The organism is Desulfamplus magnetovallimortis, from assembly GCF_900170035.1.
Taxonomy (GTDB): Bacteria; Desulfobacterota; Desulfobacteria; order Desulfobacterales; family Desulfobacteraceae; genus Desulfamplus; species Desulfamplus magnetovallimortis.
In genome coordinates, this window is sequence record NZ_LT828554.1 from 129,998 (window position 1) to 155,160 (window position 25,163).

Below are 25,163 nucleotides of genomic sequence, written 5' to 3' on the forward strand. Positions count from 1 at the left end.
GATCCAGATTTTTCATCATGTTAACCCTTAAGGAGTGGGTTTTAACATAGTCGCTGGTGGCCGGACCCCGGCCATTAAGGTTTACGTTATATAATGAAGGATCTCTTTTATGTTAATAATTGGTCACAGAGGTTCTGCCGGAACATCACCGGAGAATACACTTAAATCATTTGAAGAAGCTGTGTTGTCTGGAGCAGATGCCTTTGAGCTTGATGTTCAGGTATGCAAAACAGGGGAGCTTGTTGTAATCCATGACAGATGGGTTGACAGAACCACCAATGGACATGGTCTTGTTTTGAATTTGTCATTTTCAGAACTACGTTCTCTTGATGCCGGAGATGGAGAGAAAATTCCCACCCTTGAGGAGGTCTTTGAATTAACGGCTAACAGGGTTGAAATCCATGTTGAACTAAAAAGCGCTGGAACAAGCCAGAAGGCAGCAGAGCTGATTAACAGATTTGTTGCAGATGGTAAATATACCTTTGACAGATTCCTTGTAAGTTCCTTTAATCAAAATGAACTTTTAAACTTCAGAAAATATAACAAGAAATGTCGAATAGCGGCATTGATGGCACATACACCCGTCAATTACGCTGATTGCCTTGACAGAAGCACGCTGGATCTCTGGTCATTAAACCTTGATATAGACAACACAAACCCTGAGTTTGTAATGTCTGCCCATAAAAAGGGGTACAGATTTCTTGTCTATACTGTAAATGATCTGGAAGACAGGGAGCTTTTAAGAGAGATGGGTGTAGATGGGGTTTTTACAAATTTTCCAAATAATTTTGTAGCTTTGTAACTTGGTCAAAATCGACATCTTATTGCTTTTTCAGGAGATATTGCATTTGTCTGAATCAGGATAATCAGGATTTACAGGATAAAAATCCTGAGCATCCTGTAAATCCCGGGCATCCTGATTCAGACAAATTCAATAAATGCCAACAAGGTGTCGATTTTGAGAATATGGTGCATGGATATCAAATGCCAATCTGTTTTTTAAAAAGCTCAACAGATCGAATTTTGATACCAAGTAACTCGGCAATCTTTATTTTGGCACGTATGCCTTTGGGGCTTCCGGCAATGGAAGTGACGGTTCCGATACCCAGATCCTTTCTGATATCCCGCATCACTTCTTCGTCGGTAAGGTCAAAAACATCTATACCAAGTTTTCCAGCTACATATGCTTTGGCATCGTTGATCTTCATCTTTCGGGTCATCTGCATCCAGGCAACCAGATCTCCGGCTGTCCGAATTCCGCCCATACAAGATGCCATGATATGCGCTATGGACATACCCATAGGGTCGCCCACGCCAATCTACAGCCCGTCTGCCTTGCCAAGTTGTACAAGACTTTTTGAAACTCTTGTTACGCAATCTATGGGTGGTTGCTCCATCATGGGAACACCGCAGACCCCCATTCCAACATTTGCGTGTACAGGAAGGTTTGTGGCTTCTGTGGTGGCTTTTAGAAATGTGACAGCCCTTGCAAGATTCCAGGGGACAGACTCTGTAGTTACAGTGTTGACTGCCATTCCAAATATATCAGCGCCTGCCTTTTCTACGGCTTTTGCCTGATCAGGGGTGTACATACCTGCCACCTGTCTTCCGTTGTAGGTGATTTTGCCGTGCATTCCCAGAACAAATTCGCCGGCACCTCCCATTAGTATTGGAAGATCGGGATATTTTGCTTTAAGTCGTTCAACACCTTTCAGAGCAGCCAGAAAGTCGGCATCCCCGGCAGAGCCTGATGTATCAAAGTTAAGTCCCTCAAGTCCTATGTCAGCAAGCCTTGAGCCCACAAACTCCAGATCATCGGTGAGATATTCGCACGCTTCTTCCTGTGAGGCTCGGGCTTCATCAATCTTTCCAAGAGGCATAAGTTCTGCTGCATTAGGGCAGGGGCCGTCTGGCTGAAAATAGAGACCCATGTTAGGTTGTGCCCCGTAAAAGAAAGGCGCTGTAGTCACTTGAGAAATGTTGTAGTAGTCATTGGCTTCAAAGTTGATGATGCTTTTGACCGGTTTATATGAGTAGTCGCTGTGTCCCATGGATGTTGTATCTGCTCCACATGCGCGCTCATAGGTCAAAACTGCCTGCTGGCGGCTTAAAGGTGTGCCTGTGCCGCCGCCATCCTGGCCTGAGTAGAAGCTCATGGTGCAGCCGTCATCCGATACGATAACCTCTTCTCCAGGGTTCACACTCACTATGCGGGAGGGTTCTGCCAGGATTTCAAAAAGCTTCTCCTGCTCTTCCTGAGACAATGGCTTGCCGCCCAAGCGCCTTGCAGCATCTTCGCTGCCATCCTGGATATCGTCCATTACCTCTTCGGCATCCATCCAGAGACGCTCCCCATCTCCCATGCGTGTTAAAATTTTTTTGCTCATTACTCTCTCCAAAGTTTTTTTAAGTGCATGAGTACAATTAATCCGACAAAATCTCTACAGGAAAAACATCGGATTAAATTTGCTCATCTACTTATTTTATTCCTCTTTCCCTTTCAGCATCTTCCACGATATTGCGGATGGTTGCAAGAACATTTTCAGGCAGAGGTTTCGGGGTGTGGGTTTCAAGTATTTTTCTTACTTTTATCATTGCCCTGTCATAAGCAGATGTGGAACCTGCCTTTACCCATGCCCCGCGCATTTTGCGATCTATCACTTCAGGTCGTGACTGGGATCGCATGTACTTTAAAGTGAGGGGCTGCATAAGATGGTCTCCGCCCTGTCCTATCTCCTTGATAGGGTCGATGGCAAGAGTTTCATCATTTACGGGAATACCGTTTACCGTAAATTTGATCATGCGTGCAAACTCACAATCCAGAACCAGTTGGCCAAAATCAAAGGTGATGCCGCTCTCCAGCATCCCCAGACCGTATATCATATTGGCACCTGCCAATGCGGGTATAAGTCCGGTGAGTGTCTTTTCGTGGCCTGTCTGGCTATCTGATATTTTGCTGTCGCCCTAACCACCGGCAACGTAGCTCGGAAGGGCATAATATCTTGCAAGGCGTGCCACAGCACCGCTGATGAGAGCACATTCCGGTGTGCCTACAGTTGCAGCAGCAAGCTTAAGATCCATGGCAGTGGTGGAGCTTCCATAAATTACCGGAGCCCCTTTTCGTGTTAATTGTGACAAGGTTATGCCGGCAAGTATTTCAGCATTGTGATTTACAAGTGTGCCGGCAAGGGTTACAGGGGCAGTACCGCCTGACATGGCCATGGAGAGAATGTTGCAGACCACATTGTTTTTTGCGGACTCCATGATGATCTCGCAGCAGTCGCTGATGAGCTTCAGAGGGCTGACAGGGCATGTGGTAAATGATACAAGTCTTCTTTTTCTGAACTCTTCGGGGCCGCCTGCAATGGCTTCAGCCATTTTTATGATTTTGTTGAGAAAATCTCCGTTAACAGGGCCAAAGGCACAATGTTTGCTGGTATTGGTAAGATATGCCTCTGCATTATGAAGTGCAACTGTCTCCTGATTGACATCGTGGGCACCTAAGGCTTTTTCACAGAAGTCAATCTCTTCGAGATAGTCGATGACTTTGGCAGAGTTCACAAGATCCTGTTTTAAAGGGGGGCGGTTCTCTCCGGTGTAAGGGTCGTTTACCATCACTCCTTCGCTGAAGTTTGTGAAGTGTACCCTGGTACTTTCCAGAACAATATCGTGTTTTGGCTCCCTGCCGTGCAGGATAACCTTGGCAGGTGCAGATCTTATGGCATCTTCCACCACATGGGGCGGAATTTTGACGATGCGCTTGGCTTTATCTACATTAGCCCCACCTTCTGCAAAACACTCCATTGCTCTGTCATCTTCAACAAAAACACCTGTTTCGGCAAGAACTTCAAGGGTACCGAGGTGAATCTCTTCCAGCTCATCATCAGAGAGGATATTGAGACTCAATCCGCTGCCCAGCAGTCTGCCGGCGTGCAAATTTCGTTTCATGACATATTAAATCCTTATAACGTACATGGCTGCTCACAGCCACAATTGAAGAGATGAAAGTCTTTATAACGGCCATGGCAAAACCATCTTGCCACAACGAAGCATGAAAGCCCTGAAAAAAACCTTGAAATACGGGGACTTTCATATAAAAAACATCCTGTGCTTCTGAGACTTTCATGCAAAAAATATCAGAATCTTCCGGTAATAAATAAGCGCCCTTTTTCCATAATTTCATCATGATCATCAGGTGGAAGCGCTTTTTTAATTAAATCATCTGTATATTTCCTTAAAATTTTTCCAGATTTGGGCATCTCTTTTTCCTGCCACTCGTCAAGTGTTAAACTCTCCCATATGGGGCTTTCAAGTCTGAACTCCCTGAATCTTTTGCCAGTGGAGGGAGCCATTAGAAAATTTCCGGCAGAGCCGATACTCTTGATTTCGTCAAGTGGCACATCCTTATTGTCAATTGAGAAACCGGCGGCAAAAATACGTGACATCCGGATCACCTCATTTGCATAAACAACAGCTCCGGGGCTGAATGCCATTGAGTCGAAATTTCCTCCCACAAATGGGCAAAGTCCAACTTTTCCCATTATACTGGTCAGGTGGTTCATCCAGAAGCAGTTTCCTGCCAGAAGATCAGGTCCCCAGCCGGGGCCGCTGCCACTGGTTCCGGAGTGGGGAATTCCATAATGGTGCATCATCTCCGCACATCCAAGGTTTATAAGCATTGTGTGGGGTGTGTAGAGACTCATCATCTTTTTCATGTCAAATCCAGCCGGAAGGCTTCCTGCTATGACAGGGGTTTTCTCTTTTACTATCTGTGAAAAGAGAATGCCAGCAAGAAGTTCTGCATTGAGCAATGTCAGAGTGGCTCCAGGGGTTATGGGCGCAGTAGCACCAGACATGCCATAGTTGTTGTAGATAAAAGGCATGCCCCGAATGGCCGTTGCCATGATTTTATCCGAGGTCTCCTGGTTTATGACAAGCGGGGTGATGGGATTGAAATAGGGGATTACAAAGGGCTTTTTGTTCAACTCTCCATGGAGGGTTTCAAACATCTCAAGTAGGGGCTCAAAGCAATTGCTCTCTGATACCAGTAGCACCAGAGGCTTTTTTGTATTTGCCATCATTGCAAGTCCGGCATGAAGATCTGCTGACTCCGGAGGCAGATCACGTGCAATGCCAGGTGTTGATATAACATCGAACTCCTCCAGAGCATCTCCAAGTCGTGTGGCAATCTCCATGTGATCAAGGGTGAAAGGTGTGGTCTTATCGGTAATAGGATCCTGGTAATGCAGGTTGGTGACTCCTATACCAAAGCGGGTTTGATTTTGCTGCTCTTTTGTTATGCCGGGTCCAAGGGTAAAGCTTTTTTGTCCGGTGCGGCTGTAGATATCTACACTTGATGGTGCTTTTTTAATGGCCCACTCAATAAGCTCTTTTTCAGGAAAGACCTGACTTTTATTTTCAACCCTGCAGGAAAATTTTTTAAACAGTGCCACGGCTTTTGGAGAATCAACCCTGATGCCGGTTGTGGCAAGAATTTCAAGGGAGTCGTGGTGAATCCGCTCTATCTGATCTTTGTTTAGTAGATTGAGGGATGGTGTTACAGAAAGCATTGACATTGCAGTTTTTCCTTAACCACTATCAAATGGTTGAACTTAGCGCCCTTCGGGCGGGCTTTTCCATAACCACTTGCTTTTGCAGGAGATAAAATGGAAATTCCTATACTATTAAATTATTATTTTGAATTTTTTGTCAGAACATTGATGACATCCTTCATGGATTCACGGACATGCTTTGAAACAGCATCTACTGCTGCTGATTCATTTCTGTCAGCCATACATTCAAATATCGCATTGTGCTGTATGTATGTCTCCTCTTCATATGCATCCCTTATATGTTCCGAGAGAAGATGTGCATGACGCCTGAGTACCGCCAACTGGTCATGGAGGCTGTTAAGCTGCTTTTCAAGTGGTTTATTGTCACTAAACCTCGCTATCATCATGTGGAACTCTTCATCTGTCTGATTGAAATGCTGTCTGTTTCTTGATGCGATCAGGCGGGGGTAAGCTGTCAGATGCTTTTGAATTTTTTCGATTTTCCTTTCGTCAATATTTTCTATGGCAAGCCTTACTGCAAGCACCTCCAGTGCTTCCCGCAGGGTATAGATATCCTTTACATCCTTGATGGAAAACTCTCTGACCGTAAAGCCACGGTTGTGAAGGCTTGTCACCAGGCCGTGGCTGACCAGACGAATCAGGGCTTCCCTGACAGGCGTACGGCTTACTCCCAGCTCCTCGGCAATGGCTTTATCAGAGATTTTAACTCCGGGCAGCAGTTTGAAACCAAGGATTCTTGATCGTAAAAGCAAATATATTTCAGTTGGCAGCTTTTTTTTCTTCATCAAATTTATTTTGCCAGAAGTTCCCTGGCCAGCCTGACTCCGTCTCCGGCATTTTCTGCAAAGGCATCGGCACCAATACGTTTTGCCCATCTGCGGGTTACAGGTGCACCTCCTACCATGGTTTTAAATTTTCCTTTTAGACCTGCCTCGATAAGGGCATCTTCAAGTTTTTTCTGCTCCGGCATTGTGGTTGTAAGAAGGGCACTTGTGCCAATGATGTCAGCATTAAAAAGATCTGCTTCCTTTAAAAAGGTTTCCACAGAGACATCTCTTCCAAGATCTTTTATTTCAAAACCATTGGCCTTGAAGAGGGATACAACAATTGTTTTTCCTATATCGTGGACATCTCCGGCAACGGTTCCTATGACAACTCTGCCCCGTGCCTGGGCACTGTTTTCAGGAATTGCAGAGTTGATAATATCAGTTGCACCCTGCATCGCATTTGCAGCCTGTATAAGCTCTGGCAAAAACAGCGTTCCCATGCCGAAAAGATCCCCTACTTTATTAATTCCCGGAATAAAGCCTTTGTTGATAAGCTCAATGGGGTCAATCCCTTCTCCTAAGCCCATTTTTGCAGTTTCTTCTGCAAGGGCTGCATCTCCTTTCAGGATTGATTCCATGGCTTTTTCAAATATTTCGGTTTTCATATATCTAATCTCCTTTTCCTTACCTGAAGTTGACTTCTGTTTGATGTTATTTTGATTTTTGTCGACAAAAATATCGACAAAAAATGATGGTGTCAAGTTTTTATTGCCACTGGATATGACTAAGGAAATTGCTCGGAGCCAAATTTCTTTAAACAGGCTATGAATTGGTTGAATTAAGACCGGCTTGGCAATTGCTTCTGGAATAGAAGGTAAATAATGTGGGTTTGGGGCACAATATTTAAATGCAAAATTACATGTAAAAAAATCTTGACTTTCAATTATTATGCAATATATAATTTGATCTTAATCACACCATAATCAGATTTGAATCTGGAGAATAACTTTTTTGTTAAGCTCTCCGGATATCATATGTAATGATGTAGGGATGGGCTGATGGTGCATAAATACATATAAGATTACATGTAATTTTGCACGCCATGCAACTTTTTCTATCACTCTGTAGCGGTATGTCATGTTGTTTTCATCTTTTTCATGCAGAATTTTACCATGAAAATAGATTTTTGTTTTCGTGGTCAGAAGTGGCAGGAATCCGGCCATAAAAATTTAATTCAGTATTTGATTTCGCAGAGGTGAACAGGGTTGAGCGGAGTTTAATGACATCCCCCCATTACTTTTTCAATTTTTTTTTCGTAAAAGGAGAATAAGAAAGTATGGCGGAAATTAAGACCAAAGACAAAACTGTCTTACGAAGCCTTGGGCTTGGCGGCTTTTTTGGTGGTGGTGCCGAGGGAATGATTGATGTCAAGGATGGCAAAATCGTTCGTGTCCGTCCTATGCGGTATGGATGGAAATATAATAAGGAGGATGTCAGACAGTGGGAGATGAAGCGAGACGGCAAAACCATCACTGCTGCCTGGAAATCTCTTCCCGGGCCATTTTCCCTTGCGTACAAAAAAAGAGTTTACTCTCCTAACCGTATTAAATATCCATTAAAGAGGGTGGATTGGGATCCCAATGGAGAACGTAATCCACAGAACAGGGGCAAGAGTAAATATGTAAGAATCTCCTGGGATGAAGCAACTGACCTTATTGCCTCGGAAATCAAGCGGATTCACAAAACCTATGGCTACAATGCAATACTTATGCAGGGGGATGGCCATGGCGAATGTAAAACAATAAACACACCACACGGCCATTCTGGAACACTTCTTGATAACATGGGAGGTTTTACCCTTCAGGTGAGAAATCCTGACAGTTGGGAAGGATGGTATTGGGGTGCCAAGCATGTGTGGGGGCAGGGCGTTCAGGGTAACATGTGGCCTGCGGCCAATATAGTAAACGATACCACGGAAAACTCAGAGCAGGTTCTCTTTTGGGGATGTGATCCTGAAACCACACCCTGGGGATTTACAGGACAGTTTCCAAGTCGTCTTTGCTATTTCTGGTCAGAGGTGGGAATAAAACAGATCTACATCTGTCCTGATCTTAATTACGGGGCTGCTGTTCACGCTGATAAGTGGATTCCTGTGCTGCCAAATACTGATGCTGCACTTCAGCTTGCCATTGCCTATGTCTGGATTACAGAAGATATCTATGACAAGGAGTATGTCGATACCCATGTTGTTGGATTTGAACCCTTTGCAGACTATGTTACAGGAAAAGAGGATGGAGTTCCAAAAACACCTGCCTGGGCATCAAAAAAATGTGGTGTCCCTGAGTGGACAATCAAGGCACTTGCTCGGGAATTTGCCGCAAAAGTGACATCCATTGCTCATTACTTTGGCGGTGGTTTTATCCGTGGCCCTTTTTCCCATGAAAACGCACGCCTTGAGGTTATTCTCCTTGGTATGCAAGGACTTGGAAAACCAGGTGTTCACCATCATCAGCTCACCTATTTTGGTATGCCGAGAAGGGAAGGGCTTGGGGGAACATTTTTCTGGAATCCTGAAATAGAGGAGCGTCTTTCCATTCCTGTAATGTCCTCAGTTACTGCATGGCAGGAGCAGGTGATCCCCAAAACCCTTATACATAAAGCAATTGAATCTGATGAACCCATAACTTTCCATGGTACAGGTGCAATTGAAGCCCTGGCAATGGATCAGTTCAATAAATATACCTACCCCCTACCCAAGGATGAAGGTGGCACTGAAATTCATATGATGTGGACAGATACGCCATGCAGAATCACCTGCTGGAATGGTGGTAACGAAACCCAGCTATCCCTCAGAAATCCAAAGATTGAGTGTATTGTCTCCCAGCACCCCTGGCTTGAAAATGACTGTATATATTCTGATATAATCCTTCCTGCCAACACCTACATGGAAGTGGATGATATTCTGACAAACATCCGCCAGGGAACCCAGCAGCCTAACATCATGATCGCGGATAAAGCAATTGAACCAATTGGAGAGTCCAAAAGCGATTTTGAGATTGTTGTTGAGATAGCAAAAAAACTGGGCTATGAGCAGGAAGTTACAGGTGGCCTTTCCATCCAGGATATGCAGAAAAAGGTATGGGAGTATATGGATGGCGAGAAACTTGTGAGCTGGGAAGATCTTCAGGAGAAGAAGTACTGGATCTACAACACCGCTGAAAACTGGAAGGATGACCCTGCAGGATTTGAGAAATTTGCAAAAGATCCTGAAAAACATAAACTTCCCACCCCTTCGGGAAAACTTGAATTCTACTCTGAAGCTCTGGCAGAAAATTTCCCGGATGACAAGGAGCGCCAGCCGGTTCCTAAATGGATTGAAAAGAGTGCCATGCACGATGAAAGGCTCTCCAGCCATCGTGCCAAGATGTTCCCTCTGCTTCTTATGTCAAATCACGGCAGATGGCGCGTCCACTCACAGTGTGACGACATCACATGGACCCGTGAAGTTCAGACCTGCAAGATTATGGGGCCTGACGGATATAAATATGAACCACTTTGGCTACATACCTCTGAAGCAGAAAAGCGTGGTATCAAACACGGTGATATTGTAAAAATTTTCAATGAAAGAGGCATTGTTCTGGCAGGTGCCTATGTAACAGAGCGTCTGCGTCAGGGTGTTGTTTATATTGATCACGGTGCCCGCCATGATCCCATCAAGACCGGTGAAATTGAAAGGGGCGGAGCAATCAATACCATCTCTCCTGCCGGTATCACCTCAAGAAACTGCGTGGGACAGGCCACAAGCGGCTATCTTGTGCAGGTTGAAAAATTGAGGGGAGAAGAGATGGATAAGTGGAGAAGGGAATATCCGGATGCCTTTGAAAGGGAGTATGATCCCGATGCAGGGCTGAGGTTTGACGCCTGGGTCATAGGAGGAAAAAAATAATGAAAGCGTTTTATATTGATCTGTCTGTATGTAATGGCTGCTACTGCTGCCAGATTGCCTGCAAAGATGAACATGTGGCCAACGACTGGACTCCATATGCAAAGCCACAACCTGATACAGGACAATTCTGGATCGGTTTGACAGAGCTTGTCAGGGGACAGGTGCCAAAGGTAAAAGTCACCTATATTCCCAAAATGTGCCAGCACTGCGATGATGCTCCCTGTATTGAGCAGTGTAAATTTGATGCCATCACCAAAAGAGAAGATGGTCTTGTTCTCATCAATCCTGATAAATGCACCGGCTGCAAGCTCTGCAAGGACACCTGTCCCCATGATGCCATATTCTTCAATGAAGGGCTTAACATTGCCCAGAAATGCACCGGATGCACCCATCTTTTAGATAATGATGATGAGTGGACAGTTCCTCGATGCGTGGATCAATGTCCCACAGATGCCTTACGATTTGGTGAGGAGGATGATTTCAAGGATTTTATAAAGGATGCAGAATTTTTGAATCCTGAAGCCGGAACAAAATCAAGGGTCTATTATAAAAATCTGCCCAAGAAATTTGTGGCTGGAACCATCTATGATCCTGTGGAAAAAGAGGTCATAATCGGAGCTGCCTGTACACTCAAGGATAATGAGTCAGGCGAAAGTTTTACTGCAACAACAGATAACTTTGGTGATTTTTGGTTCAGAAAACTTGCAGATGACCGTACCTTTACTTTGACCATTGATAAGGACGGAAAGCAGAAGGTAATTGAAGAGATTGTGACAGACAAAGATCTTAGCCTTGGTGATATTCCCATGACGCTGTAGTGTTCTTTTAAGGTTTGATTGTCGGGTGGAAAACGCCTTGAACTTTTGAAGTGTCGCATCTTATCCATCCTGGTTCAGACAACTGCAATAACCTCTGAAAAAGCAATAAGATGCCGATTTTGAGATAATCAAAAACGTAGGGGCAAGTTCTGCTTGCCTCTACGTTTCAAGAAATCCCTTTCTTTAAAGAAATTAGATTTCCGTTTTTAATCCAGATCCCCTGCACACTCAATTAAATATTTTGCCATTTCAAGTTTCTGTTTTGGCAGATCAGCTTCATCAATGGCCTTTTGCAGTTGTTTTGACAGGCTTTCATCTGATTTTTCTCTTTTTTTCCATGATGCACCAAAAATTCTTCCAGCTTCCACTTCAATCTGTTTTGAAGTCATTCTTTTCATTTGTTAGCCCTCCCTGATTATGGTTTGGGGATGCGGATAGATCTATTAATTTTGTCCAATGTGCTTTTGGGTGTCAGAGAATAGATTTATCCTGATTTTTCGTTATGAGCCACAAGCTCAGGCAGACAGAAAGAAAAATCATACTCACTCTCCTGTCCACAGCTTGCGCACCCTATATTGGCAATGAGTTTTTCGCACTTAATCCCTTTATCCCGACCAAACTCTATCTGCAGACCCATGCCGCATTTGCTGCAGTACCTGGGAATCACAAGAACAAGGGGAATAGTCGCCTTTGTATCCATTTTTTCGCTGTTGCCATTACAGTTTTTTATCTCCACCTCCCTGATATCATACTCAGCAATTTTAGCATCTTTGAGCTCCTGAAGATAATTTTTGAAGAGGTTCATTGTTATTTTGGCTTTGGAGATTGCCATTTTTTTGCCTGAAGATGTGAACATATTCTGTTCAAGGCATACAGCATATGTAAGTTCTTTGCTCATTGCCTTTAAAATGCTGTGGCTGATTGCCATTCCACGAAGCACTGATTTTTCAAAAAAATTTGCAAAACCCATATAGCCGAATTTTACAAGAAAGTCGGCATCGTGAACAATTCTGGTATTGATATTTTTTGTTCTTTTTTCATTATAAAGGGATAGAAGGCTATCCATGACAATGGTGATGTCAGTCTCTTTAAATCCAGTTTCCTTTAACATGACAGCGGCAATTTCAGCAGCAGTCTCCTCTTCTGGTTTGTCTCCGTCATGGTATGTTCCATTTTCAAATTTTCCGCAGTCATGGAACAGTGCCGTAACAACAGGAATAAGGGGGTCAACTCCTTCTTCATATGCAATTTTCATTGCCATGGAACTTACATACACAGTGTGCTCCCAAAGAAAACTGTCAGAGCCAGCCCTTGAAGCGTACTCAAATTCGGAACGTTCTATCATAGCTTTGATGCTGTTTATCAAATCAGGATAGAGCTCACTCAATAGTTCAAATATGTTCTTTTTTTTGTCATTTTACCTCATTGTACTGCCATGGACTTACAGGGGATATTGTATTGGTCTTTTTAATTATTCATTCTTTATGGGGATGGAAATCAAGCATTCAGTTTGAAAAATATTAACATAATACCATATTACATGCAATTATTTCCTCAAAATCAAGAAAATATTTTTTGTATAACGACCATGGTAGGCCCATCTGCCACAACGAAGCATTAAAGTCCTTTAGAGCCTTAAAAGACGGGGGACATTATGATAAAATTCAAAATCGACATCTTATTTCTTTTTCAGAAGTTCTTGTATTTGTCTGAATCAGGATAACCAGGATGTATAGGATAGATAATTCTGCCTTAGGAATTGATTTTTAATAACGTACATGGCGGATTACCGCCACAATCGAAGGGATGAAAGTCGTTTTTAAAACAGGCTGTTACGGAGACTTTCATATAAACGTGCCCATTCATCTCACCTCCAGCCACCTCTTACAGGCTTGCGATGGGGAGCTTGGGTAAGTTAATTAAAGCCCATTTTTATCTTTGTTAATCCTGGGAATCCTGATTCAGACAGTATTGACAAGGAGCAAAAGATCATAGTTGTTGACTTTGAGTAACAAAGTAAACGGGCATGATTGATTGTGTATCAATCACCCCCAAATATAAAAATGATAGTCATTTTCACGAAAAATTATCTTCCTGGAATAATTTTTGATCTACTGCCCATATTTTCCTGGTTTCTCATGGCTTTTACCTGCTCCACAAGATCGGCCAGAGCCTTTTCCATTACAACAGGAAATGCATCCATGGCCTCTTCATAGGATGTGGCCGGTATCATGGCACGAACTGGAATCGGACCCTCTGGAGACATCATCTGTGTCTCTCCAAAATAGCGTTTGGAGCGGCTTGTGTCCTCAGTGCCATCAATATTTATTGGTGACAGGATTTTTATGGTTGCAATTTTAAAGTCTGTGATTGTCTCTTCCCTGTAAAGGTTTTTTTTGTCAACTGAGAAATCATCGTGCATTATTTTTTCACTCATTACATATTCCTTTTATTTTATATGAAAGTCTAAATAAATAGCTGTTTTTAAAACAACTTTCATTTCTTCGATTGTGGCGGGCATCCGCCATGTACGTTATTAGAAAGTCTCTATAACGGCCACGGCGGTGATCCGCTATGTTAGTTTTCTGGATTCTTTCAGTTTTTTACGAGACCATCAGTTACAGCCCAGTTATTTTCGGGGCATTTCGTGGAGGCATCCTGTGATAGGCATATTTCGGGTAGCCCACCATCATGGCTCCATAGCTCATATGTCCCTCGGGAAGCCCAAGGGCTTTTTGAAGGGGTGGCCAGAACATGGCAGCAGAGTTGAAAAAGCCGCACCAACATCCACCGAGTCCAAATGATGGAAGGGAGAGTTCAAGCCATGTCATGGCAATGATACAGGCAGGCTGGGCTGCAAGGCTCTTTTGGTGGCCATGTGCAAGGATAAGATGGGGAGTATCCCGGGTGATAAGATCAACACCTGCTTCATAGCCCTGTACTATCATTTCCAGGCCAAAAAATGTAGCGGTTTCCGGTTGTTCCTTGATCATCCATTTCATCCAGTCAATCACATGGGCGCAAAGGCTGACAAGTTCCTCCCTGTCATAAATCACATGCCAGTTTACAGGCTGGCGGTTATGACCCGAAGGGGCATGGCTTGCAAGTGTTATGGCCTTTTCCAGCAACTCTTTTTCCACTGGCTTCTTTTTGTAGGTTCTTATGGATCTTCTTTGGCGGAAAAACTGCTCTGCCTGTTCTGTTTCGATTTTGAGATCTTCCCTGATTTCGAGGCAATCTTCAGGTGTGACCTTTTTGTGGGAAATGGCAGCAGTTGGACACACTGCAACACAGTGGCCGCAGTTGATGCAGAAAACTTCTCCTCCGCTCATTATTTCCGGAAATCCGTTTTTAAGATCAATTATCTTGACCGGGCACTCTGCTGCACAAATGGAATCCTTAACGCATTTTTCAATATCAATGGATATAAGACTCATATTTCAAAACTCCTGATATAATTTTTAACATACTTCATATCAACTCAAAATTAGTTTACACTTTTCAAAAAATTCTGAACCATGATTAAAGGATTAAACGGTCATGGCTGCCATCCAGCCACCCTCGAATATGTAAAATTGTATCCATTTCCACGGTAAAGGATAAACACGATTAAAAATTAAGGTAATCCCTTAATCATGAAAATCATGGTTCAAAAAAAATGTAAAACAAGGCTGTTTAAAATAACAAATTAATAAGATACCATGCCATGGGAAGAAAAATAGCAGGGAGCATGCTGCCGATACGTATCTTTGCAGCACCCAGAAGATTTATTCCTATGGCCATGATCAATACTCCACCCACCGAAGACATCTGGCTTACCACTTCCGGTACAAGAAATGGTTTTATAAAAACAGCAGCCATTGTAATGCTTCCCTGGTATAAAAATATGGGAAGACTTGAAAAAAGCACACCAATACCAAAGGATGACCCCAGGATAATTGATGTGATGCCGTCAAGTGCGGATTTTGCAAAAAGTGTCTGGTGGTTTCCTGCAAGTCCGCTTTCAAGGGAACCAACAATGGCCATGGAACCAACACAGAAAATTAATGTTGCTGTTACAAAGCCCTGATAGAATTTTCCATCATCCCCTGTTCCCTTTTCTTTGCCGGAAAATCTTTTTTCAAGGGAGCGGCCAAGATATTCAAGACCGTCTTCAATTCGCATCGCTTCCCCGATAAAACTTCCCAGAGCCAGACTGAAAATAACAACAAGAAGGGCATCGCTTCCCAAAGCGCCCTTGATGCCGATGACCAGTACAGCAAGGGATACAGCATGCATGATGGTTTTATTATATTTGTCGGGAACTCCTCCCTTGAACAAAAGGCCGACAAGGCATCCTGCAATAACTGCCGCAGCATTTACAACTGTTCCAAGCACGATCAATAACTCCTTTGCAGCTCTGAACCTTCATGGTTGAATTCAACAATTTTGATTAAAAAGTCTCCATAATAGTCTGTTTTTAAAGGATTTTCATGCTTTGCTGTGGCATATGTGTCTGCCATGGCCGTTAAAGGAAAACGAACACACAATATTATGGTGTCAGGTTTGAGAACTTATGACTCTTTAATTATCTGTAATCTTTATAATTTATTCCGTATTTGCCTGCTTTGTATGAAAACTTTCTTACTGTTGTATCAATAAGCTCCGCTGCTTTTTTGATATTGCCGCGTGTATTTTTAAGTGAGTCTATTATCATCTCCTTTTCAAGATTGGCCACAGCCTCTTCAAGGGTTATTGGAGCAAGGGTATGTGACTCCTTTCCTGTCTGAAGGCTTGGAGGAAGATGGTAGCTGTGGATTGCTCCTTCATTGCATAGGATAACAGCTCTTTCAATGCAGTTTTCAAGCTCTCTGACATTACCTGGCCAATGGTACTCCATCAGCATATCAATTGCCGGAGTTGAAAATCGTTTAATCTCCTTAAAATGCTCCTTGGCGTATTTTTCCAGAAAATGGTCGGCGAGAAGGATTACATCTGTTTTTCTCATTCTGAGGCTTGGCATATATATTGGAAAAACATTAAGGCGGAAATAGAGGTCATCCCTGAACTTGCCTTTCTCAACCATCTCCTCAAGGTTACTGTTTGTGGCAGCGATGATTCGGACATCCACCTTTATGGTCTGATGGCCTCCCACCCTTTCAAACTCTTTTTCCTGGAGAACCCGCAGAAGTTTTACCTGAACCCCAAGATCCATGGTGCCTATCTCATCCAGAAATATTGTACCCTGATGGGCCAGCTCAAATTTACCTTTTTTCTGGTTAAGTGCCCCTGTAAATGAACCTTTTTCGTGACCAAATAGTTCGCTTTCTATAAGGTTTTCAGGCAGGGCAGCACAGTTTATTTTTACAAAGGGGTGGTTTGTGCGAAAACTGTTGTAGTGTATGGAGTTGGCCACAAGCTCCTTTCCAGTACCGCTTTCACCTCTTATAAGTACAGTTGCGTTGCTTCTGGATACCTGGGAGATCATCTGGAAAACTTCCCGCATCTTGTTGCTGTTTCCAATGATATTGGTAAAGCTGTAGCGGTTTTCAAGCTCTTCCTTCAAGCGGACATTCTCTTTTCTCAGTTTCTCCTTTTCCATGTGAATTCTTTCTAAGTTTATCACATGGCGGGCAATCATTGTGGCCACAACAGAGAGGGTCTTCTCTCCTTTCTGTAGAGCGGTTTTGCCTTCATATGGACGGTCAGCACTCAAAGCTCCCACAACCCTTTTGCCCTTTTTAATGGGAACACATATGAATGAGTAATCCATGCCCTGTTCCTGCCTGTGTGAATCTGTACGATTGAGAAACATAGGTTCTTCATTTATTCTTGGAACAACAGCAGATTCTCCGGTCTGTATAACCTTGCCTGTAACTCCTTCTCCCAATTGATATTTTGCCCTGCGTTTGGCCTGTTCTGAAATACCGTGGGCAACTTCAATTCTTATCTCTCTTGTAACAGGATCAAGGAGAGTTACTGTGCCTCTTATCAGATTAAGGGATTCTGCAAGGATATCCATTACCCTGTAAAGGGCTTTTTTCATATCGAGATTTTCGTTCAATGCTTCATTTATTTCGTAAAGAAGTGAAATTTCCTCAATGGACTTCATTTCCAACCTCTCTTGGTTTTAACTCCGTATAGAGCCATAGCTTTCTATTTTGCACATTCTTTTTGCACCGTTATTCAACCCATGTTTCCACATAACCATTAAGGTGACCTGGGCATTTTAACAGTAACATGAATTGCTTTTCATTTTCAGTTGCCGAGCTACATTATCATAAATCTTGATTTATAACACCTTTAATGAGATAATCATTTAAAATAAAAACAATTAGTTTTGTATTATTTAGTTGTTTTGTTGCATAAAAAGCATCTCTTTCGGACATTGGCAATCTCATGACTCCCTTGGATTTGAAAGGCAATCAGAAGCACTGAATGATACCGTATTAACGGATTTGGGAAAAGCGCATGGTTTCACATGTGCAAATGGAATAAGCAATGAGCCCGCACACCCGTAAAAATATCCACAAGATAAGGGATGTACATAAAACCATCGACGTAATGCTTGAAATTGCAGATGCCGTGAACAGAACCTCCAGCCTTGAGAATTTTTATAAGGCTATACACAATTCCCTTTCACGTATTCTAAATGTTGACAATTTCTTTATTGCAATTTTCCAGCCCGATGAGGACAGGATTGTTTTTCCCTATTATACCGACCAGAAGGATGGCAGCCTCACTTGTATTGACAATATAAGCAGGACAGCATCTTTGACAGCCCGTGTCATAAAGGCGGGAAAGCCTCTTATGTTTTCAAGGGACGAGATGTACAGGTACTCAGAACAGACTGGTCTTCCCCTTGTGGGAACTCCAAGTTTGATATGGCTTGGTGCCCCTTTGACCATTAAAGGAAGCGTTATGGGGGTTATTGCTGTACAAAGCTATGCCTATGAAAGAATGTACGAAGAGAGTGATCTTGGAATTCTCAATATTGTAGCCCAGTATATTGCTTTGGCCATTGAGAGGAAAAAGTCTGATGAGGCTTATAAAAAGCAGCGCAAGATTCTGGAAAAAATCCTGGAAACATCACCGATTGGAATAGCTCTTCTTGAAAACAGGGTTTTTAAATGGGTAAATCCGGAGATGTTGACACTTTTTGGCTATGAAAAAAAAGAGGAGTTTCAAGATGCCAGCGTGGCCATGATCTATGAATCCCGTGAAGAGTTCATGAGCGCAGGAGAGAGGATATACTCAGGCTTTACCCATGGCGGAAGAATAGAAATTGAAACCCGATTGAGAAGAAAGGATGGCTCCACCTTTCCTGCCAATATAAATATAAGCAGTGCCAACCCTGTAAGCCCCATGTCCTGGATAATTGCTACATTTACGGATCTTTCCGGCAGAAAACAGGCTGAAGAAGAGAAGATAAAAAATGAAAAACTCCAGGGTGTTATTGAGATGGCAGGAGCTGTGTGCCATGAATTGAATCAGCCTCTTCAGGCAATTATGGGGTACTCTGATCTTATTATGATGGATCATGAGAATGATGCCCAGCTTATAAAGGATCTTCAGGCCATCGGTAAACAGGTGGAGAGAATTGCAAGGATTACCAGCCGTCTTGCAAGCATTACAAGCTACAAGACCGTTGATTATCCGGGGAACAGGAAAATTGTGGATATCTGGGGATCAAGTGAATCAAAACAGGAATTGAAAAAACAGCATTAAAATGGAGAAAAAATGAAATTCACTGTAAAGGATATTTTAAACCTTGAAGTTGCCCCTGCCCTTGGATGTACCGAGCCTACAGCTATTGCCCTTGGTTCAGCGGCTGCATCTTCACTGCTTTTCGAGGGAATATCTTCTTATGTTTCATCATCATCTTCTTCTTCTGCTACTACTGCTGGTGATGACAAAAAAGATTCAACTTCTGTTTGCAGGGAACCTGAAGGTATAGAACTCTGGCTTGACCCCAATATTTTTAAAAACGGCCTTGCAGTTGCCATTCCAGGAACAGGAGGACTTTCAGGACTTGATCTTGCCTCTGCAATAGGTGCTCTTGCCGGTGACCCTTCCCTTGGCATGGAAGTTTTAATGCCAATCACTGATGAAGATGTAAAGGCAGCTTCACGTTTTGTTTCAAAGGGTAAGGTAAAAATAAACCTCATGGAAAACCATCGTGGACTCTATGTTAAAACCAGAATCCATGGGAAAAATGGAACTCAAAGCGCAACTTCTCTCATTGAAGTGCTTCATGATAATATCACATCCCTTGAAATTAATGGTAAGCCTGTTGAAGACCACCCTCTTTACAGAAAGGGGGGATCTGGCAAAAAAGGTAATGCTGCTGATCTTGAAAAAGAGCTTAAGCAAGTTTCAATGGAGACTGTTTTTTCCCTGATGTCCCAGTTTGACAGTGATGACCTGGATTTTATTGAGAAGGGAATCGAGATGAATATGGCTCTTTCCCGATATGGCCTGGAGCACGACTGCGGCCTTCAGGTTGGGTCAACCTTGAAAAGGCTTGCGGCTAAAGGCCTTGTTATGCCGGATATGATCCATGATGCAAGGGTTATGACTGCTGCGGCAGGAGATGCAAGAATGTCAGGGGCAAGGCTGCCTGCCATGAGTTCTGCCGGAAGTGGTAACCACGGCCTTACAGCCATTTTGCCTGTTAAGGCGGTTGCTGATCATATCAATGCCGGAAGAGATGACCTGTGCCGCGCTGTGGGGCTCAGCCATATTATAACGGCATGCATAAAGGCACATACAGGACGCCTTGCAGCCATATGTGCCTGCTCTGTGGCTGCCGGTGCAGGTGCTGCGGCTGCCATTGCCTGGCTTCTTGGTGGAACCCATGAGCAGATTGGCGCTGCTGTGGAAAATATTATTGAAGATCTTGCCGGAGTTATCTGTGATGGAGCAAAAAACAGTTGTGCATTAAAGCTTGACACTGCTGCCGGTGCTGCTGTCCAGGCCGCTCTGTTTGCTGTCAACGGCCTTAATGTCAAAATGACTGATGGCATTGTTGGCCAGTCTCCCGAAAAAACCATAAGAAACATTGGAATTTTAAGCTCTGAAGGGATGGTGGAGACAGACAGGGTTATCCTAAAGATCATGCTGGATAAAATTATGACATCAAGCTAATTTCCCTGCAAGCTTTGCTTGCCTGGTATCAAAAAGCCTTATGTATTGAAATGCAATTGAGATGAAAAAAATATTTCAAGGTTTTTCACCCTTCGTAGTTGTTGGTATTGTGCTTATCCTTGTGCCCATTTTTGTGCTCATGACCGTTAACAATATTCGTGAGCAGAAAGAGAGAACCATTGAGAAATTAACAGGAAAGGGCATATTTCTCATACGTGCATTTGAAGCCGGCACCAGAACCGGCATGATGAGCATGGAGTTCGGAGTGGCACGGGTTCAGCGCCTTCTTACCGAGACAGCTCTTCAGCCCGAGGTGGCCTATATGATGATCACCAAGGCTGACGGCAGAATTCTTGCTCACAGTAATCCTGAGAGGGTGGGAGGGCTGTACGAAAATATGCCCGATATCTCCACCCTTAATGAACCCACCATATTGCAGCACAGGGCGATTTTCTCAGTCAAAGATGGTATTGAACCGGTTTTTCAGGTTTTCAAGAAATTTACTCCTGCCCACAGGCGCTCCAGAAAAGGCCGTCCTCTTCCGCCCTGGTGTATGGGGGAGGGAAATTTCCCTGGATGTATACCACCTGTAAATGAAACGATACCTTCCGAACCATCCGCTGTTGTTGATTCAACTGGGAATAGTAATGCTTTGCCAGAAGATCTTGATGAAATAAACGATGCCTCCTCTGCAATTTCTGCCCCTGAATCTTCAGATATATCAAAGTTCTCAAAAGAGAGGGATTTGTCTCGGAAAATGGACTGGTTACGTGCCCATTTTTTCAACCACAATCGGGAACTCATGGAGAAAAACCATCCATTTAATAATGGCCAGATCATTTTTGCTGCCCTTGATATGTCCGAGGTGCAAAGGGAGAGCAAGCAGTATCTCCGCCACGCCATTGTCATGGGTGTGATGTTTTTCATTCTTTGCTGTGCCGGAATTGTAAGTGTACTGGCAATCCAGGGATATCGTTCGGTACGTTCTTCCCTTGATCGTATGAAAGAGGAGGTGGAGAGAAGCCGCCGTCTTGCTGCTGTTGGAAAACTTGCAGCAGGTGTTGCCCATGAAATACGCAATCCCTTAAGCTCCATAAAGGGATTTGCAACATGGTTTCGGGAGCGTTACAGCAGCGTGGATGAAGATCGTGAGGTGGCTGATGTAATGATCCAGGAAGTTGAGAGGCTCAATCGGGCAGTCACCCAGCTTCTGGAGCTTTCCAAACCCCTTCCGGTTAATAAGATACCCATTAGCATTGAAGAGACTCTTGCCCACTCCATCAAGCTTATTGCCAGAGAATTGAATGAAAAGGGAATGGACGTGGTTGTACAGGTTGATGCTTCCTTGAAACATAAAAATATTACAACCGATCCAGATCTACTCAATCAGATATTGCTCAATCTCTATCTTAATGCCATGCAGGCCATGGAGGATAAGGGGGGAAAACTTGAAGTTCTGGTAACTGAAGCAGGCTCCGGAGCTTCAAAAGCGGTTTTGCTGAAAGTGAGTGATACTGGCCGGGGAATAGAAACTGCGGATCTTGAACATATTTTTGACCCATATTTTACAAATCGGCCAGGTGGTACAGGTCTTGGCCTTGCTATGGTGCATAGGGCAATAGAGGCTCTTGGGGCTGAGATTCGGGTGGAGAGTCAAAAAGGGCAGGGGACTCGGTTTTTTATCAGATTGCCTGTTGACAGGAGGCAAAGGTGATTCTTCAAAATCTTATTTTTAAAAGCATCGAATTCGATGCCTTTAAAAAAATGAAGCTGGAAGTTACCATTGGCCGGAAAAAATTTGGTTGTCGGGGATATTTTGTGGGTTTATCTATTGTAAGCATTGGATATTTGATTTAGAAAGAAAGAATCCTTTGTTTCTGAATTTTTGTTTTTTTACTTACCACGTTCGGTTTTAGTACATGGAGAAGGCATGAACACCAAGGAGATCATCGATAAAATTTTTAAAGATCCAAGGACCAAATATGAGCTTTCAGAGTTTGAAACCCTTGGAAAGCCGATGGACGAACTCATTGAGATCTATCCCAGAACAGTGGATTCCGGACGTGATGCAGGTAAGACCAAATACTTCATTAAAAGCGTTGTCCCTTTTTCATCGGGCAAAGAGGAAGCTCAGGTTTTTGTTGAAGGCGGTAAGACCAGCCCGGAAGAGATTGTCCGGCAGTTGTGGGTTTACAAATTGATTCACAGCTATGGGTATAAAGCGGATGAGATCGAGCTTGAAAAAAGTATCCATTTCGGTACCGAAGTGGGGACAAAAGCCGCCGATATCGTGGTCTATACCGACAATGCCAAAGAGACCCCCAAAATCATCATCGAGGTGAAAAAGCCCAAGCGAAAAGACGGTATCGAGCAACTGAAAAGCTATCTCAATGCCGAAGGTTCACCGGTGGGGGTGTGGTCCAACGGCAGCGATCGGATTATCCTCTATCGTCCCTATCCAAAAGATTTCGATGACACCCTGTATGAAATACCCAAACGGGGACAGGAACCCAAGGATGTTCTTGAAGCAAAGAAGACCCTGGCCCATCTCAGAACAGACTTCAATTTCAAGAAAATCATTCAAGATATTGAAGAGCTGGTGCTGGCGGACAGCGGCAAGGATGAGTTCAATGAAATTTTCAAGTTGATCTTCGCCAAAATCTGGGATGAGAAGGAAGCCCTTGAAAACAGGAAAAACAAAGAGCTTGAGTTCAGTAAATCCCTTGATCCCGATATTACATACAGTCGGATCAACCATCTTTTCAAAAAAGCGTGCGAAGAGTGGCCCGGTATTTTCAAGGAGGGGGAGGACATTGAGCTGACCAAGCGCCATTTGCAAGTCTGCATCGGCCCCATTGAGGGCGTTCGATTGATGGGTTCTAATTTGCGGATTATGGATGATGCGTTTGAATATCTTCTCCCCACCGAAGCTAAAAAGAAGAAGGGGCAGTTTTTTACCCCCCGCCATGTGGTGGAGATGTGTGTCCGCATGCTCAATCCCACCCGGAAAGAGTATGTCATGGATCCGGCCTGCGGTTCTGCCGGCTTTTTGCTTCATGCCATGGAGTGGTGCTACCCGGCCAAAGATACGGAGAGTCGGGAAAACCGAAAATTCAAGTACGCTTCAAAATATTTATGGGGGATCGATTTTGAGGAGCGGGCCGCCAAAACCTCACGGGCGCTCATGCTCATTGCCGGGGATGGTCATACCAAAATTTTCGGCCCGGATGTGAGCAGCCTTGATCCCAAGACATGGCATGAAACCATGTCCGGTCAAAACCTGATGCAGGAGCTGGTCAGGGAAAAGCTGTTGATGCACAAGGTCGCCCGGGAAGATGAAGGCTCCATTTATAAGGATGATGACCTGTCATGGCGATATTTTGATGAGTTGAAATTTGATGTCATTCTCGCCAATCCCCCTTTTGCCGGTGAGATGAAAGATAAAAAGATGCTGGCCCATTACACTCTGGCAAAGCCGGCATTGAAGCGCGCCAAAGGCAAATCAGCCAAGGAGGAACGGGACGTTCTTTTTATCGAGCGTATCATGAAGTTTCTGAAACCTGGAGGACGCGCCGCCATTGTGCTCCCCCAGGGAAAGTTCAACAATTCCTCCCTTGCCTTTATTCGGGAGTGGATTTTACGAAAGGCACGGCTTCTGGCCGTGGTCGGTCTCCATCCCAACACTTTCAAACCCCACACCGGTACCAAAACATCGGTTCTCTTTGTCCAGAAATACACCGAAGCCCAACTGGCCCATATTCAGACCGTAAAAGAAGAAGTGGCGGCATCCTGCCCGGACTACGAACAGCAGATCAAGGATTTGATTCAGAACCATCTCTATGCGGTTGATGTGCCGGAAGATCAGATTCCCGAAGAGATCATGGAGCTGATGATGGAGAATTTCACAGACCCGGAACCGGAGGTGCTGGAGAGTGAAACAGAGGATGATCAGGAATTCGGCATTGCTGCCGACGGAGCGGTCAGCCTTGAAGATCAACTGGAATCCATGAGTGAAACCATTGCAGATCTCCGAAGAGAGCTGGTGAAAGCCAAAACAAAGCTGATGAATTTTGACAGCGATCTGGATACCCTGAAAGAGAGAGCTGATCAGGAAATGGCGGTCATCTCCCAGTGGTGGGAAGGGACAAAAAGGGATTTGAACAAGGAACTGAAACCCATCAAAGAGAAACTGAAAGCCGACACCAAAACCCTGAAAGCCACGCAGAAAGAGAAGAAGAAAAAGCTCAATGCCCAGATCAAATCCCTGGAAAAATCGATCATCGACGCCGAGAACGACAAAAAGTTGTTGACCAACAAAGGCAAACTGACCCTGATTCTGGAGGATACTGAGCTGGTCACCACCCTCAAGGAGCGGTGGATCGATGCTGAAACCGCCAAACAGCTCGATTACCCTATCTTCATGGCCGTCAGTGAACGGGGCGGTAAAAACAACTCCGGGGATTATGAACACCTTCTGGATGACGACGGCAACTTCATTGAAAACGAAGACGGCCAGCCCATCGTTGATCAGGATCTGGTGAACTATGCCCTGACCCCGGAGGAGTTGGCAGATGTGGAAAATTTCACGGAGGAGAACCTCTGCATTGCCGAAGCCTTTGTGCGCTTTGCCAAAAAGCATGAGCTTGATTTCTGGAGGGTTGGGTGATGGCGGTTTGGAGCGAGGCTAACATAGTTGAAATTTCCCAAAATAAACGGATCGATAGTGAATTTTTTCACCCTGAATATATTTCAGCGGAAAATTTAGTAAGCAAAGTTGGCAATATCAGTCATCTTGGCTTCCTTGGTCAGTTTGTTATTGGCCCTTTTGGCTCTGCTTTTCATGTCAGTAATTATGAATTAAATGAAAAATTTAGATATATTCGTGGTAAGGATGTAAAACCATTCCAGCTTAAAAATGATGATAATGTTTACA

At 43.9% G+C, this 25,163-nt stretch carries 18 protein-coding genes and 2 pseudogenes; 9 read left to right on the forward strand and 11 right to left on the reverse strand.

The genetic code is table 11. The annotated features are described in order from the left end of the window. The first annotated feature begins 109 nt into the window (after positions 1-109). The gene (locus tag MTBBW1_RS20585; protein WP_080806665.1) at positions 110-802 is read left to right on the forward strand and encodes a glycerophosphodiester phosphodiesterase; all 693 of its coding nucleotides are present in this window, start codon (positions 110-112) and stop codon (positions 800-802) included. Between the two features lie 178 nt (positions 803-980). On the opposite strand, the pseudogene mtbB reads toward MTBBW1_RS20585, so the two are convergent. The 5 genes and pseudogenes from mtbB to MTBBW1_RS20620 form a co-directional block, all read right to left on the reverse strand. Beyond that, positions 981-2,387 (reverse strand): annotated as a pseudogene (gene mtbB, locus MTBBW1_RS20595) ([dimethylamine--corrinoid protein] Co-methyltransferase). 91 nt (positions 2,388-2,478) lie between these two features. Then, positions 2,479-3,948, reverse strand: a pseudogene (gene mttB, locus MTBBW1_RS20605) ([trimethylamine--corrinoid protein] Co-methyltransferase). Between the two features lie 188 nt (positions 3,949-4,136). Further along, positions 4,137-5,576, reverse strand: a complete 1,440-nt coding sequence (locus tag MTBBW1_RS20610) for a trimethylamine methyltransferase family protein (RefSeq protein ID WP_080806676.1) — start codon at positions 5,574-5,576, stop codon at positions 4,137-4,139. A 116-nt stretch (positions 5,577-5,692) separates the two neighbouring features. Further along, positions 5,693-6,358 carry a GntR family transcriptional regulator gene (locus tag MTBBW1_RS20615; protein ID WP_186441568.1) on the reverse strand — a complete coding sequence of 222 codons (666 nt, stop codon included), beginning with the start codon at positions 6,356-6,358 and terminating at the stop codon, positions 5,693-5,695. A gap of 5 nt (positions 6,359-6,363) precedes the next feature. After that, on the reverse strand, positions 6,364-7,005 hold the full coding sequence (locus MTBBW1_RS20620; protein ID WP_080806680.1) for a corrinoid protein: 642 nt from the start codon (positions 7,003-7,005) through the stop codon (positions 6,364-6,366). A 671-nt stretch (positions 7,006-7,676) separates the two neighbouring features. On the opposite strand from MTBBW1_RS20620, the gene MTBBW1_RS20630 reads away from it, so the two are divergent. Beyond that, entirely contained in the window at positions 7,677-10,286 is a 2,610-nt protein-coding gene (locus MTBBW1_RS20630; protein WP_080806683.1) for a molybdopterin-dependent oxidoreductase, read from the forward strand. Beyond that, positions 10,286-11,104, forward strand: a complete 819-nt coding sequence (locus tag MTBBW1_RS20635; protein ID WP_080806685.1) for a 4Fe-4S dicluster domain-containing protein — start codon at positions 10,286-10,288, stop codon at positions 11,102-11,104. Before MTBBW1_RS20630 ends, MTBBW1_RS20635 begins: the two co-directional genes overlap by 1 nt. Positions 11,105-11,310: 206 nt before the next feature. Here MTBBW1_RS20635 and MTBBW1_RS20640 read toward each other — a convergent pair whose 3' ends face one another. The 6 genes from MTBBW1_RS20640 to MTBBW1_RS20665 all read right to left on the reverse strand — a co-directional run bounded on the left by MTBBW1_RS20640 (position 11,311) and on the right by MTBBW1_RS20665 (position 17,195). Continuing rightward, positions 11,311-11,502 (reverse strand): KOW domain-containing RNA-binding protein, encoded by a 192-nt coding sequence (locus MTBBW1_RS20640; RefSeq protein ID WP_080806687.1) that lies wholly within the window; start codon positions 11,500-11,502, stop codon positions 11,311-11,313. An 86-nt stretch (positions 11,503-11,588) separates the two neighbouring features. Continuing rightward, the gene (locus MTBBW1_RS20645) at positions 11,589-12,491 is read right to left on the reverse strand and encodes an HD domain-containing protein (RefSeq protein ID WP_080806689.1); all 903 of its coding nucleotides are present in this window, start codon (positions 12,489-12,491) and stop codon (positions 11,589-11,591) included. A gap of 699 nt (positions 12,492-13,190) precedes the next feature. Beyond that, positions 13,191-13,541: a hypothetical protein gene (locus MTBBW1_RS20650; RefSeq protein ID WP_080806691.1), complete on the reverse strand. Its 351-nt coding sequence runs from the start codon at positions 13,539-13,541 to the stop codon at positions 13,191-13,193. A gap of 181 nt (positions 13,542-13,722) precedes the next feature. Next, positions 13,723-14,541: a nitroreductase family protein gene (locus MTBBW1_RS20655; RefSeq protein ID WP_080806693.1), complete on the reverse strand. Its 819-nt coding sequence runs from the start codon at positions 14,539-14,541 to the stop codon at positions 13,723-13,725. 238 nt (positions 14,542-14,779) lie between these two features. Next, positions 14,780-15,481: a DUF554 domain-containing protein gene (locus tag MTBBW1_RS20660; RefSeq protein WP_080806695.1), complete on the reverse strand. Its 702-nt coding sequence runs from the start codon at positions 15,479-15,481 to the stop codon at positions 14,780-14,782. 190 nt (positions 15,482-15,671) lie between these two features. Then, positions 15,672-17,195, reverse strand: coding sequence for a sigma-54-dependent Fis family transcriptional regulator (locus tag MTBBW1_RS20665; protein ID WP_080806697.1), 1,524 nt, complete (start codon positions 17,193-17,195; stop codon positions 15,672-15,674). Positions 17,196-17,584: 389 nt separating this feature from the next. Between MTBBW1_RS20665 and MTBBW1_RS20670 the strand changes: the two genes are divergently transcribed. From MTBBW1_RS20670 to MTBBW1_RS28610, 6 genes are all read left to right on the forward strand, one after another. Continuing rightward, positions 17,585-18,811: a PAS domain S-box protein gene (locus MTBBW1_RS20670; protein ID WP_080806699.1), complete on the forward strand. Its 1,227-nt coding sequence runs from the start codon at positions 17,585-17,587 to the stop codon at positions 18,809-18,811. A 12-nt stretch (positions 18,812-18,823) separates the two neighbouring features. Beyond that, a complete protein-coding gene (locus tag MTBBW1_RS20675; protein WP_080806701.1) occupies positions 18,824-20,230 on the forward strand; it encodes an L-cysteine desulfidase family protein in 1,407 nt (468 codons plus the stop codon). 61 nt (positions 20,231-20,291) lie between these two features. Next, entirely contained in the window at positions 20,292-21,944 is a 1,653-nt protein-coding gene (locus MTBBW1_RS20680; RefSeq protein WP_080806703.1) for an ATP-binding protein, read from the forward strand. Beyond that, complete coding sequence (locus MTBBW1_RS28605) at positions 21,941-22,087, forward strand: hypothetical protein (RefSeq protein WP_186441570.1); 147 nt, start codon at positions 21,941-21,943, stop codon at positions 22,085-22,087. Before MTBBW1_RS20680 ends, MTBBW1_RS28605 begins: the two co-directional genes overlap by 4 nt. A 73-nt stretch (positions 22,088-22,160) precedes the next feature. Beyond that, positions 22,161-24,896, forward strand: a complete 2,736-nt coding sequence (locus MTBBW1_RS20685; RefSeq protein ID WP_080806705.1) for an N-6 DNA methylase — start codon at positions 22,161-22,163, stop codon at positions 24,894-24,896. Next, the coding region (locus MTBBW1_RS28610; protein ID WP_222424126.1) for a hypothetical protein at positions 24,896-25,163 on the forward strand (268 nt) is incomplete at its 3' end. The genes MTBBW1_RS20685 and MTBBW1_RS28610, both read left to right, overlap by 1 nt.

What these genes read in the sequence shown, in the direction of transcription:
- MTBBW1_RS20585 (WP_080806665.1), top strand. Translation starts at nt 110, where the DNA reads ATGTTAATAATTGGTCACAGAGGTTCTGCCGGAACATCACCGGAGAAT.
- MTBBW1_RS20610 (WP_080806676.1), bottom strand. Translation starts at nt 5,576, where the DNA reads ATGTCAATGCTTTCTGTAACACCATCCCTCAATCTACTAAACAAAGAT.
- MTBBW1_RS20615 (WP_186441568.1), bottom strand. Translation starts at nt 6,358, where the DNA reads ATGAAGAAAAAAAAGCTGCCAACTGAAATATATTTGCTTTTACGATCA.
- MTBBW1_RS20620 (WP_080806680.1), bottom strand. Translation starts at nt 7,005, where the DNA reads ATGAAAACCGAAATATTTGAAAAAGCCATGGAATCAATCCTGAAAGGA.
- MTBBW1_RS20630 (WP_080806683.1), top strand. Translation starts at nt 7,677, where the DNA reads ATGGCGGAAATTAAGACCAAAGACAAAACTGTCTTACGAAGCCTTGGG.
- MTBBW1_RS20635 (WP_080806685.1), top strand. Translation starts at nt 10,286, where the DNA reads ATGAAAGCGTTTTATATTGATCTGTCTGTATGTAATGGCTGCTACTGC.
- MTBBW1_RS20640 (WP_080806687.1), bottom strand. Translation starts at nt 11,502, where the DNA reads ATGAAAAGAATGACTTCAAAACAGATTGAAGTGGAAGCTGGAAGAATT.
- MTBBW1_RS20650 (WP_080806691.1), bottom strand. Translation starts at nt 13,541, where the DNA reads ATGAGTGAAAAAATAATGCACGATGATTTCTCAGTTGACAAAAAAAAC.
- MTBBW1_RS20655 (WP_080806693.1), bottom strand. Translation starts at nt 14,541, where the DNA reads ATGAGTCTTATATCCATTGATATTGAAAAATGCGTTAAGGATTCCATT.
- MTBBW1_RS20665 (WP_080806697.1), bottom strand. Translation starts at nt 17,195, where the DNA reads ATGAAGTCCATTGAGGAAATTTCACTTCTTTACGAAATAAATGAAGCA.
- MTBBW1_RS20670 (WP_080806699.1), top strand. Translation starts at nt 17,585, where the DNA reads ATGAGCCCGCACACCCGTAAAAATATCCACAAGATAAGGGATGTACAT.
- MTBBW1_RS20675 (WP_080806701.1), top strand. Translation starts at nt 18,824, where the DNA reads ATGAAATTCACTGTAAAGGATATTTTAAACCTTGAAGTTGCCCCTGCC.
- MTBBW1_RS20680 (WP_080806703.1), top strand. Translation starts at nt 20,292, where the DNA reads ATGAAAAAAATATTTCAAGGTTTTTCACCCTTCGTAGTTGTTGGTATT.
- MTBBW1_RS20685 (WP_080806705.1), top strand. Translation starts at nt 22,161, where the DNA reads ATGAACACCAAGGAGATCATCGATAAAATTTTTAAAGATCCAAGGACC.